Genomic DNA, 11,940 nt, shown 5'->3' on the forward strand with positions numbered 1-11,940 from the left:
ATTATTGTGCTTTCACGATGCCTTGCTGCTGTAAAAATTGGTGCCATTCTTTGACTGAACCCTCATAGACATTTAAGTCTACAGGCTTTGTTATCCCTTCAATTTTACCTTGATTACTATGCTGCCAAAAGAGCCATTTTCTTTTATCTTTGAGTTCAGGTTTAGCTTCATAATCACGAACCCAAAGGGGAGTAGCAGAAAAATTTCCAACTAGGACAATGTGGTAAAAAGTTCTGGAAATATAGAAGATAGGCTGTTTACCATAATGCTGTTTTAAACGGTCATGCATGATGCCAATTTCTTTAATTAATTGTTCTTTGGTGTATGTATTAATACAGTTACTGTCGTATTCCAGATCAATAACTGGCGGAAGCGCATCTGATTTTTTAGGCACCGTCGCAATAAAGTTATCTGCTTGCGTTTTACCATCACGGCATAGACGATAAAAGTGATAAGCCCCTACATGAAATCCATGTTCACGAGCCTTAAGCCAATTTTCTTGAAATTTTGAATCTTTATAATCACCACCTTCAGTCGCTTTTAAATAAACGAATTGGAACTTTTCTGGTGATATTTTTTTCCAGTCAATATCACCTTGATGGTGAGAGACATCGAATCCTTGAACTGGATAATCTTGTGCCACGGCTTTTTGTTGATAGAACAGACCAAAATAAGCCAGAACTCCCATAACACATGCCAAGCCAATTCCCATTAGGGTATTGTAGTGCCGTGCTGTGAAAAAGGTTTTAGCCAGTTTGGTCATGCAAAACTCATTAAAGATGTTAGGCCGACATCATAACGTGATTCAAGAGTGATAAACCACGCTAAAAGTGCAACGGCTTATACGGGGGTATTTTTGGGAATCTGCCAGAAGATAAGTGCAGCAATGACATTGATACAACCGAGGCAAATTAAGGTGACATGGAATGCTGTTGTCACGTGATCGGCACCATAATAACTGGTAAATACATTAATGAGTGTACCTGCCAGCGCCACGCCAATACTCATTGATAGCATCATGATCATTGATAAAAAACTATTACCGCTACTCGCATCTTGTTGAGGCAAATCTTTTAAGGTCAAAGTGTTCATTCCAACAAATTGTAATGAATTTAATGTACCAAATAAGAAAAAGTGTAAGGCTCTAAACCAAGTTGGAGTGTCGACTGTCATGATGGCAAAAGAGGCAATACATAGCCCGACCAGCGTTGTGTTGATGAGTAAAAAACGTCGGTAGCCAATTTTCTGAATAATTGGTCTGACGATTGGCTTTGAAAATAATGAACCTAACACTAGAGGAATCATCATTAAACCCGCAATAAAAGGTTCAAAACCAAAAGCGACCTGTAACATGAGCGGTAAAACAAAAGGTAAGGCATTACCACCAAAGCGGGCAAAGAAATTACCTAAAATACCAATCGCATAAATTTTATTTCTAAAGAGTCGACTACGGAATAATGCGTTTTGATGGGTGTGAGAATGATAGGCATACCAAAGAGTTGCGATTATGCCGACCACCAATAGCGAAATGCTGAACCATTTTGAATATTCAGGTGAGGCTAGATGTTCGATACCCAACGACCATCCGATCATTGCTACCACTAATAATATAAAACCGATCAGATCGAATGTCTTAACTGTAGGCTCTTTTAAATTAGGCATGACTTTTAATGTCATTAATATGCCTAAGATACCCATAGGAATATTGATGAGAAAAATCCAGTGCCAAGTTGCAACTTCAACTAACCAGCCGCCTAAAGTTGGACCAGCCAAAGGTCCGAGTAAACCTGCAAGACTCATTAAGCTCATTGCAGCTAAGAACTGAGTTCGAGGAATAATTTTTAAAAGAGATAATCGACCAACAGGGAGTAATAATGCTCCACCCACGCCTTGGATGACTCGGAAAACTAACAGCTCATTGAGACTTTGAGAAAGACCACAACCTAAAGAAGCCAGAGTAAAAATAATGATTGCCGATAAGAAAATATTTCTAACACCAAAGCGGTCTGCTAACCAGCCACTTAAAGGAATACAGGCAGCTACTGATAAGACATAGGCCACTACTACGCTGTGCATGCGTAGAGGATCTTCATTTAGATGATGAGCCATTGCAGGAATAGCGGTATTTACAATCGTTGTGTCCAAAGCCTGCATGAAAAAGCCAATGGAAACCAAAAGTACGAGTAAGCGATATTCAGGTTGCAAGGCTTGGTGGGTCGGCGTGGCATTCATAACATTTGAAAGTTAACGTTTTGGTCTAGTGTAAAACAAATTGAAAGTAAAAAAAGTAAGACAATGTTGAGTACCCCTTTACTAAATCTAATTGCTTTTGAAAGCACGGTGAAAATAGTTAAAACAAAAAAAGCGGCAGGACCGCTTTTTTATGGAGAGTAGGTGGGCAACTAGACAACAAATCTTTTTGGCATTTTTAAGTTTTTAATCACGTTATAAATTTGATCAACGTCTTCGCAGATAATCAATTTAGCGCGGTGTTGAAGTGGGAGAAAACCCTCTTGAACCGCATGATCTAACTGAGCAATCAATGCATTATAAAAACCATTTACGTTATATAAAATCATGGGTTTTTGATGTTGGTTGAGTTGACCCCAAGTGGCTATTTCTAATATCTCTTCGAATGTTCCTAAACCACCCGGTAATGCAACAAATGCACTTGCACGTTCAGCCATCATGGCTTTGCGCTCATGCATGGTTTCTACCACGTGTAATTCGGTTAATCTTGAGTGTGCTTCTTCATAGTTAAGCATAAAATCAGGGATCACTCCCACAGCTTCACCGCCATTTTCAAGTACGCTGTCGGCTACTTGTCCCATTAAGCCAATGCTTGCACCGCCGTAGACCAAACCAAAGCCTTGCTCAGCAATGCCGCGAGCGAGCTCAATTGCTTTTTCTCGATAGATTGGATTATTTCCTACACGTGAACCACAATATAATGCAATAAGAGGTTGTTTTGTTTTTACAGCTGTTATAGATGAATCATTTACTGCCATTGTTAATACGCTATTCATTGCTTTATTTTCACCTTATCACGTTCATATTTCTTGTCTACACTAAGCCAAAGATATGACAACTTTATAAGCAGATTTATAAGAAAGATTCATGTTTTGTATGGGTTTGGTGAATGCCTGTCATGAACAAATAAAAATGATGAATTTCTATTAAATCTTGCCTATACTAAAAATTCGTTTAACAACATATGAACAAATATGGGTAGTGGTTGTAGTCGCTCCGTTTTAATTTCTTGTCCTAAAAAAACATTTTCCCTCCTTTGTATGGGCATGCCTGCTGTGTTGCCAAATAAAGATAAAATCCAGTCAGCGCAGGAGCAGGATCGATGATCTTTGAGTGGATGTCTGATCCCGCTGCTTGGGTGGGCTTAGCAACTTTAATCGTTCTCGAAATTGTTCTAGGGATTGATAACCTCGTTTTCATTGCTATTTTGGCCGAAAAACTGCCGCCAGAGCAGCGAGCTAAAGCGCGTGTAGTGGGTCTGGTACTCGCCTTAGGAATGCGTCTAATACTTTTAGCTTCGATTGCTTGGGTTGTGACTCTGACTGAACCACTCTTCCATATTCTTAATCATCCATTCTCTGGTCGTGATTTGATTTTGCTGTTCGGTGGTGTGTTCTTGCTCTTTAAAGGCACCATGGAATTGCATGAACGAATGGAAGGTAACCAACTTCATAAAGAAGATAATCCTGTTCATGCTGCGTTCTGGATGGTCATTGTCCAGATTGTTGTGCTTGATGCTGTGTTCTCGTTAGATAGTGTGATTACAGCTGTAGGTATGGTGAAAGAGCTATCAATCATGATGGTTGCCGTTGTAATTGCTATCGGAATCATGTTGTGGGCATCAAGACCACTCATGGACTTTGTTAATAAGCATCCAACGGTCGTTATTCTGTGTCTTGGTTTCTTGATGATGATTGGTTTCTCTTTGGTCGTGGAAGGTTTTGGTTTCCATATTCCGAAGGGCTACTTATATGCTGCAATTGGCTTCTCTGTTTTGGTGGAAATTATCAATCAGAGCATGCGCCGCAATCAGGAAAAGCTGGTTACAACCACAGACTTGCGTTATCGCACTGCCTCTGCGGTTTTACGTATGCTAGGAAGTAAAAGCAGTGGCTCTAGCTCAGATACACAATCTTCTGATAAAGAAGATGTATTAGCTACTCAAGCTTTTGCAGATGAAGTTTTTGATGAAGACAATGGTGTTTATCATAGTGTACTTGTGCAAGGTGTTCTTGGTTTATCAGAACGTCCAGTAAAGTCCGTAATGACGCCACGACCTGAACTTGAATGGATTGATTTAGACGACGAGCCGGAAGTTTTAAAAGAACGTTTAATGTCAATGACACACTCTCGTTTGATTGTTGCACGTGGTGAACTTGATAACATTGAGGGTATTGCACTTACTCATAAAGTTTTGAATGGCTTTATTGAAACTGGTGTGGTCGATTTTCAAAAGCATTTACGTGAACCCGTCATTGTGCATGAAAATGCTCAAGTACTTATGGTGATGGAGCAATTACGTCAAGCACCTTTACAAATGGCAATCGTTTTAAATGAATACGGTTCAATTGAAGGTATTGCAACACCAATCGATATCTTAGAAGCAATTGCGGGTGAATTCCCTGATGAAGATGAACTAGATGCAGCCGCTGAGAGCTTGGAAGATGGTTCATTAATACTTGAAGGTTCAACCGACATTCGCCATGTATCTTTGTTATTAGGCCGTGATTTGGTTGATGAAAGTGAACAGTATTCTACTTTATCGGGCTATTTGTTATTCCATTTAGGTCGCTTGCCTGAAAATGGTGAAACTGTTGAAGCCGATGGTTATCGCTTTGAAGTGGTGACGATGGAAGGCCATAAAATCGAGAAAGTTCATATTGTTTCTATCGAACAAGATGAATTGAAAGATTAAATGACATTTCAATTCTAGAAACATCATAAAATAGCTCAAATCTGAGCTATTTTTTTATTTGAGAAACACAGAATGACTCAACACACTTGTCCATGTGGAAAAGCCAGCTATGCAGAATGTTGTGAGCCTTTACATTTAGGCACAGCAAAAGCCCTAACAGCAGAGCAGCTTATGCGTTCGCGTTATAGTGCTTTTGCATTACAACAAATTGACTATATTGTTCAAACAACTGCTTTAGGTCAGCAAGCTGCTCTTGATAAAGAGGCTATTGCAGACTGGAGCAAACAAAATCAATGGCTGGGTTTAGATGTTATTCAGGCTAAAGAAAAATTAGACAAAACGCATGCACAGGTTGAGTTCAAGGCACATTATCATGATGGACAAAAAGCTCAAGTTCACCATGAGGTTTCACATTTTGTATATCAGCAACAACAATGGTTTTTCCTTGATCCGACTGTAGAAATGAATGTCACGATGAAACAACCCTGTGTATGTGGCTCTGGAAAAAAATTTAAGCAATGCTGTGCACAATTCATATAACTTTACCTTAAAATACGGCCACCGTTTGGCCTGAGGGAAAGGGCGATGTTACTCACCGTTATTTATATTATTGCGATTACTGCTGAAGCCATGACAGGTGCATTGTCTGCTGGGCGACGGAGTATGGACTGGTTCGGTGTCGTACTGATTGCCTGTGTGACGGCCTTGGGTGGTGGTTCTGTACGTGATGTACTACTCGGCCACTATCCTTTAACTTGGGTAAAACATCCTGAATATTTGGTTCTGACTTGTTGCGCTGCATTTGTCACAATCATTATTGCCAAATGGATGCGTCACTTACATAACATCTTTTTGGTGCTCGATGCTTTAGGTTTAATCGGGTTTACCATCATTGGTTGCCAAATTGCATTACAAATGGGACACGGTTTTGTCGTATCCGCTGTAGCTGGTGTATTGACCGGAGTTTCTGGCGGTATTTTACGTGATATTTTATGTAACGATGTCCCGTTCGTTTTCCGTCGCGAACTTTATGCGAGTATTTCTTTTGTGGCGGTCATCTGTTACTGGGTATGTCAGGATTTAGGATTAAGTTTAGAGTTAACCGTCATTTCAACCTTAATTTTCGGTTTTACCCTGCGCCTAATTGCCATCTATTTTGGTTTAGAAATGCCTAAATTTATTTATAAAGATGATGATGCAGAATCGGCTTCTTCAACCGACGAACATTAATCATGCAGAATGCTATGTGAGCATGCTATAACAATTAAATATATTGTCTTGCTCACTTACTTTTTCCAGTAGAGTTTTCCTATGGACCTGATTTCACGTATACAAAATCTTCCAATCGGCAAATTTCACTACACATTATTGTGGGTGGTTGGGCTAGGTTGGATGTTTGATGCGATGGACACAGGAATCATTGCTTTTATCATGACAACCTTAGTCAAAGACTGGGCACTAACTCCAGCCGAAAGTGGCTGGATTGTGAGTATTGGCTTTGTGGGAATGGCGATTGGAGCAGTTTGCTCGGGGGCTTTAGCAGACCGTTTTGGCCGTAAGACAATATTTGCGACCACCATGGCAATTTATAGTATTGCCACAGCCTTATGTGCTTTTGCGCCAGATTTAAAGTGGTTATTAATTTTTCGTTTTATTGTTGGCGTTGGTCTTGGTGGACAGTTGCCTGTTGCGGTGACATTGGTGAGTGAGTATATACCCTCACATGTACGTGGTCGTTTTATTGTATTACTTGAAAGTTTTTGGGGTTTAGGCTGGTTAGTTGCTGCATTAATTTCTTATTTTATTATTCCTAAATTTGGCTGGCATATCGCATTTCTCATGGGTGGCCTCCCTCTGATTTATATTCTAGTGATTTGGAAAAAACTCCCCGAGTCGATACCGTACCTGATTAACCGTGGTCGTATCGAAGAAGCGCATACTTTAGTACAAAAACTAGAAGCTCAGGCGGGTGTCCAAATCGTTCATCACATTGAAGTTGTGCCTGTAGCCATACAACAAAAGGTCTCTTTTAAACAACTTTGGAGTGGCCCTTTTGCACGCCGTAGTTTAATGCTTTGGCTCATTTGGTTTGGAATCGTATATTCCTACTACGGTATTTTTACGTGGTTACCAAGTTTATTGGTGAAACAGGGCTATGACATTGTTAAATCTTTTGAATATGTTCTTCTTATGATTTTGGCACAGCTACCAGGTTACTTAGCAGCTGCATGGTTTGTAGAGCGATTGGGTAGAAAAATTACACTGGCTTCTTTTATTGGCTTTTGTGCATTGTCTGCATATTTCTTTGGACAAGCCGACAGTGTGAACAGCATTATGTTTTGGGGCTGCCTTATGTCATTCTTTAATTTAGGAGCATGGGGAGTGTTATATACCTATACGCCAGAGCAATATCCAGCCAATATTCGAGCTTTTGGTTCTGGCTGGGCTTCCGCAATGGGGCGTTTAGGCGGGATTTTAGCCCCCATAGTTGTCACACATATGATGGTGGCTAAGAATGGATTTAGCCACGTTTTTATGATGTTTACAGTTGTTTTGCTTTTGGTTGCTGCTGTAATTTTGATATTGGGTGAAGAAACCCAAGGAAAAAGATTAGAGTCGATAGGCCTCTAGTTTTGCCTAACTTTATAGCAAGTAACTAAAAATATAGAGAGATGAGACATAATTTGACGCTCAGGTGACAGACTCCCTCTTGTGTCTGTAACATAGCCCACTTAGCATAAGACTCATTTAAAATAACGACTGATTTGGAAGATAAGCTGACTATGACCAGCCTTGCGCATCAAGCGACAGAAAACCGCTCTGTAGCCGAATTTACTGAACAGGCTTACCTGAATTATGCCATGTACGTCATCATGGACCGTGCATTGCCACATATCAGTGATGGTTTAAAGCCTGTACAGCGCCGTATTGTATTTGCCATGAGCGAATTAGGGCTGAAAAATAGTGGGAAGCCAAAAAAATCAGCCCGTACAGTCGGTGATGTACTTGGTAAATACCATCCTCATGGCGACTCAGCATGTTATGAAGCCATGGTATTGATGGCACAGCCGTTTAGTTATCGTTATCCTTTAATTGAAGGACAAGGTAACTGGGGGGCGCCAGATGATCCTAAGTCATTTGCTGCGATGCGTTATACCGAAGCAAAACTTTCTGCCTACAGTGAGTTATTGTTAAATGAGTTAGGGCAGGGCACAACTGACTGGCAAGATAACTTTGATGGTTCATTAAAAGAACCCATTACGTTGCCAGCACGTATTCCTAATATTCTACTCAACGGCACAACGGGGATTGCTGTTGGTATGGCGACAGATATTCCGCCGCATAATTTACGTGAAGTGATTAAAGGAACGATTGCCTTAATTCGTAATCCGCAAACTTCAGATGAAAAATTGGCTGAATATATTCCAGCACCAGATTTACCAACAAAAGCTGAGATTATTACTCCACCAGAAGAGTTACTCAAAATCCAGACTACTGGTCGTGGTAGTTACCGCATGCGAGCGGTCTACACCATCGAAAAAAATGAAATCGTGATTACTGAATTGCCTTATCAGGTATCGGGCTCTAAGGTCATTACTCAAATTGCCGATCAAATGCAGGCTAAGAAGCTACCATTGGTAGTAGATATACGTGATGAGTCGGATCATGCAAACCCAACACGATTAGTGATTGTACTTCGTTCAAATCGTATTGATGCTGAAGCGGTGATGAGCCACTTATTTGCAACGACGGACTTAGAGTCAAGCTATCGTGTTAATTTAAACATGATTGGTGAAGATGGGCGTCCTCAGGTTAAATCGATTCGTCGTATTTTGCTGGAATGGATCGAAATTCGTAAGAAAACGGTAACTCGCCGTCTAGAATACCATTTAAACCGAATTGAAAAGCGTCTGCATATTTTGGCAGGTCTTTTAATTGCTTATCTTGATATTGATACGGTTATTCGTATTATCCGTGAAGAAGATCAGCCTAAACCTGTATTGATGGAACACTTCAAGATTGATGAGATACAGGCAGAAGCAATTTTAGAACTCAAGTTACGTCATTTAGCAAAACTCGAAGAGATGGAAATCCGTCAAGAGCAGGATGAACTTGCAGCAAAAGCAGCAATTATCCGTGAACAATTAGGAAATCCAGAATCTTTAAAGAACCTGATTATCGGTGAATTAAAAGAAGATGCGAAAAAGTTTGGTGACGAGCGCCGTTCTCCAATTGTAGCGCGTGCTGAAGCTGTCCAGATTAAAGAGCAAGACCTTGTACCTGCAGAAACAGTAACGGTTGTTTTATCTGAAGCAGGTTGGATTCGTGCTGCAAAAGGTGCAGATGTTGATGCAGAAAATTTAAACTACCGTGCTGGCGACCAATATTTAAGTCACGCTGTGGGTAAGACCAACCAGCGGATTTATTTCCTTGATGAGACAGGGCGTAGTTATGCTTTACCTATCAGCAGCTTGCCATCAGCAAGAGGTTTAGGTGAACCATTAAGTTCCAAACTTGCTCCTGCAAGTGGCGTGTCGTTTATTCAGGTTTATCTAGAAGATGAAGCGTCTGAACTTATCGCTGCGAGTACATCAGGTTATGGATTTAAAACTCAAGCTAAACAGCTAGATACCAATGCCAAGGCAGGTAAAACATTCTTGTCGGTGCCTGAAAAATCAAAAGCTTTACCATTAATATCTGCTCAAAATATGACACATTTGGCTGTGCTCAGTTCAGCAGGGCGACTCTTAATTATTGATTTGGCTGAACTGCCGAACTTAAATAAGGGTAAAGGTAATAAGTTGATACAACTTGAAGCGAAAGAGCAAATTTTATCCATGACAACCCTGAACTTAGATGAAATAATTCAGGTGGTTGCAGGTCAACAACATTTAAAATTAAAAGGTGATGATCTACAAAAATACATAGGTAAACGAGCTTCAAAAGGTCAGCTCTTACCACGTGGATATCAAAAAGCAAATAAACTGTTGATTCAGAGATAAAGCTAGCGTCTGGCAACATAAATACGCTATATATGGCAACATGTTCAAGCAATGAACTGAACTTGTTGGTATTGAATAATGATTAAAAGGACAGCAATTTGGAGTACGTAATTTGTACTCCATGCAAAAAAAATTGACAGGGTCAAATTGTCAAAATTTCTGTCTCATAATCTTGTTCGAAAGTGTCATGAATGTGCCAATAAGTTTTAAATATGTTCTGGCACCAAGAAGCTAAAGAATAGCTGGGGCATTGAATAACAGTTATTACTAAGGATTACGAATCGGAGATAATGGCATTATGGAAAAAATTTGGTTTGCAGAATACCAAAAGACAGGGATTCCAGAAACAGTAGAATTGCCTGCAGAAAATACCTCACTTGTTGATATTTTTGAGAGTAATTTCCAAAAATTTGGTTCTCGTGATGCCTTTATCTTCATGGATAAGGCGATGTCATTTAATGAGTTAGAACTTGCAAGCCGTAAGTTCGCGACCTATTTGCAAAATTTGGGGTTAGCAAAAGGAACTCGTGTTGCAGTAATGATGCCGAATGTGTTGCAGTATCCTGTAGTTGCATTAGCTGTGTTACGTGCGGGCTTGGTATTAGTGAATGTTAATCCGCTTTATACGGCACGTGAGCTTGAGCATCAATTAAATGACTCAGGTGCAGAAGTACTCGTAATTATTGAAAACTTCGCTAGTGTGTATCAAAGCATTTTAGGTAAAACTCCAGTGAAGCATGTTGTAATTGCTACTGTAGGAGATATGCTGGGTACACTTAAAGGTACTCTAGTGAACTTTGTATTACGTAAAGTACGTAAGCAAATTCCAGCTTGGAATATTCCGGGACACGTTAAATTTAATTCAGCGTTAAATAAAGAAAATCCAAGTAATTACAAGCGTCCGACTTTAACCTTAAGTGATACGGCTGTGCTTCAATATACTGGCGGTACTACTGGTGTTTCAAAAGGTGCAGAGCTTACTCATCTCAATCTTGTCGCAAACTTACTTCAATGTGATGGTATTTTCCAAAGTAAATTTGGTGTAAACGATGGCGCTAAAGGTGACCGTATTGTTTGTGCATTGCCGCTTTATCATATTTTTGCGTTCATGGTTTGCGCTATGTACGGTATGTATAAAGGTCAGGCAAATATCTTGATTCCGAACCCTCGTGATTTACCAGCTGTTATTAACGAGCTGCGTAAATATCAACCATCATTCTTCCCAGCAGTAAATACATTATTTAATGCTTTAGTGAATAATGAAGAGTTCAGACAACTTGACCATAGCAAGTTAAAAATGGCGATGGGCGGTGGTATGGCCGTTTTACCTTCTACAGCAGAAGCTTGGAAGAAAATTACTGGCACAACCATTATTGAAGGTTATGGCTTGTCAGAAACCTCACCGGTAGCAACTGCAAATCCACCTGCTTCTACTGAATTTAGCGGCACCATTGGTATTCCGTTACCTTTAACTGAAGTTGCCATTTTAGATGATGACGGTAAAGAAGTTGCTTTAGGTGAGCAAGGTGAAATCTCGATTCGTGGGCCTCAAGTCATGAAAGGTTACTGGAACCGCCCTGATGAGACAGCTAAAGTCATGACAGCAGATGGTTTCTTCCGTACGGGCGATATCGGCGTGATGGATAGCCGTGGATATACAAAAATTGTAGATCGTAAAAAAGATATGATTTTGGTTTCTGGCTTTAACGTTTACCCAAGTGAAATCGAAGAAGTTATTGCTAAACATCCAAAAGTATTGGAAGTTGCAGCGATTGGTGTTCCAGATGAAAAATCAGGCGAAGTGCCAAAACTCTTTATCGTGAAAAAAGATCAAAGCTTGACTACAGAAGAAGTTTTAAGCTTTGCTAAAGAGAACCTAACAGGCTATAAGCGCCCTCGTTATGTTGAGTTTATGGATGAATTACCAAAATCAAATGTAGGCAAAATTTTACGTAAAGACTTACGTAAACCAGCTTAATCGGTTAATAAAAA

9 protein-coding genes are annotated in these 11,940 nt (G+C 40.0%); 6 read left to right on the forward strand and 3 right to left on the reverse strand.

Translation table 11 applies throughout. The annotated features are described in order from the left end of the window. Position 1 precedes the first annotated feature (1 nt). From ACPF64_RS05320 to ACPF64_RS05330, 3 genes are all read right to left on the reverse strand, one after another. Entirely contained in the window at positions 2-763 is a 762-nt protein-coding gene (locus tag ACPF64_RS05320) for a glycoside hydrolase family 25 protein (RefSeq protein ID WP_426455761.1), read from the reverse strand. Between the two features lie 77 nt (positions 764-840). Then, positions 841-2,232: a multidrug transporter subunit MdtD gene (gene mdtD, locus ACPF64_RS05325; protein WP_426455762.1), complete on the reverse strand. Its 1,392-nt coding sequence runs from the start codon at positions 2,230-2,232 to the stop codon at positions 841-843. Between the two features lie 170 nt (positions 2,233-2,402). After that, the gene (locus tag ACPF64_RS05330) at positions 2,403-3,026 is read right to left on the reverse strand and encodes a TIGR00730 family Rossman fold protein (protein ID WP_005037381.1); all 624 of its coding nucleotides are present in this window, start codon (positions 3,024-3,026) and stop codon (positions 2,403-2,405) included. Between the two features lie 326 nt (positions 3,027-3,352). On the opposite strand from ACPF64_RS05330, the gene ACPF64_RS05335 reads away from it, so the two are divergent. The 6 genes from ACPF64_RS05335 (at position 3,353) to ACPF64_RS05360 (ending at position 11,926) form a co-directional block, all read left to right on the forward strand. Then, on the forward strand, positions 3,353-4,945 hold the full coding sequence (locus tag ACPF64_RS05335; protein WP_426455763.1) for a TerC family protein: 1,593 nt from the start codon (positions 3,353-3,355) through the stop codon (positions 4,943-4,945). Positions 4,946-5,017: 72 nt separating this feature from the next. Next, positions 5,018-5,485, forward strand: coding sequence for a YchJ family protein (locus tag ACPF64_RS05340; RefSeq protein WP_426455764.1), 468 nt, complete (start codon positions 5,018-5,020; stop codon positions 5,483-5,485). Between the two features lie 45 nt (positions 5,486-5,530). Next, the gene (locus ACPF64_RS05345) at positions 5,531-6,175 is read left to right on the forward strand and encodes a trimeric intracellular cation channel family protein (RefSeq protein ID WP_002121256.1); all 645 of its coding nucleotides are present in this window, start codon (positions 5,531-5,533) and stop codon (positions 6,173-6,175) included. Positions 6,176-6,256: 81 nt separating this feature from the next. Continuing rightward, positions 6,257-7,576: a niacin transporter NiaP gene (gene niaP / locus ACPF64_RS05350; RefSeq protein WP_209831402.1), complete on the forward strand. Its 1,320-nt coding sequence runs from the start codon at positions 6,257-6,259 to the stop codon at positions 7,574-7,576. Between the two features lie 152 nt (positions 7,577-7,728). Then, complete coding sequence (gene parC / locus ACPF64_RS05355) at positions 7,729-9,948, forward strand: DNA topoisomerase IV subunit A (protein ID WP_426455765.1); 2,220 nt, start codon at positions 7,729-7,731, stop codon at positions 9,946-9,948. A gap of 298 nt (positions 9,949-10,246) precedes the next feature. After that, positions 10,247-11,926 carry a long-chain-fatty-acid--CoA ligase gene (locus ACPF64_RS05360; protein ID WP_426455766.1) on the forward strand — a complete coding sequence of 560 codons (1,680 nt, stop codon included), beginning with the start codon at positions 10,247-10,249 and terminating at the stop codon, positions 11,924-11,926. The last annotated feature ends 14 nt before the right edge of the window (positions 11,927-11,940 follow it).

Origin of the sequence: Acinetobacter sp. KB005, assembly GCF_049949095.1 — a bacterium.
Classification (GTDB): Bacteria; Pseudomonadota; Gammaproteobacteria; order Pseudomonadales; family Moraxellaceae; genus Acinetobacter; species Acinetobacter calcoaceticus.

Excerpts from the sequence above, each read along its gene's own strand:
- ACPF64_RS05320 (WP_426455761.1), bottom strand. The coding sequence starts at position 763 with ATGACCAAACTGGCTAAAACCTTTTTCACAGCACGGCACTACAATACC.
- mdtD (WP_426455762.1), bottom strand. The coding sequence starts at position 2,232 with ATGAATGCCACGCCGACCCACCAAGCCTTGCAACCTGAATATCGCTTA.
- ACPF64_RS05330 (WP_005037381.1), bottom strand. The coding sequence starts at position 3,026 with ATGAATAGCGTATTAACAATGGCAGTAAATGATTCATCTATAACAGCT.
- ACPF64_RS05335 (WP_426455763.1), top strand. The coding sequence starts at position 3,353 with ATGATCTTTGAGTGGATGTCTGATCCCGCTGCTTGGGTGGGCTTAGCA.
- ACPF64_RS05340 (WP_426455764.1), top strand. The coding sequence starts at position 5,018 with ATGACTCAACACACTTGTCCATGTGGAAAAGCCAGCTATGCAGAATGT.
- ACPF64_RS05345 (WP_002121256.1), top strand. The coding sequence starts at position 5,531 with ATGTTACTCACCGTTATTTATATTATTGCGATTACTGCTGAAGCCATG.
- niaP (WP_209831402.1), top strand. The coding sequence starts at position 6,257 with ATGGACCTGATTTCACGTATACAAAATCTTCCAATCGGCAAATTTCAC.
- parC (WP_426455765.1), top strand. The coding sequence starts at position 7,729 with ATGACCAGCCTTGCGCATCAAGCGACAGAAAACCGCTCTGTAGCCGAA.
- ACPF64_RS05360 (WP_426455766.1), top strand. The coding sequence starts at position 10,247 with ATGGAAAAAATTTGGTTTGCAGAATACCAAAAGACAGGGATTCCAGAA.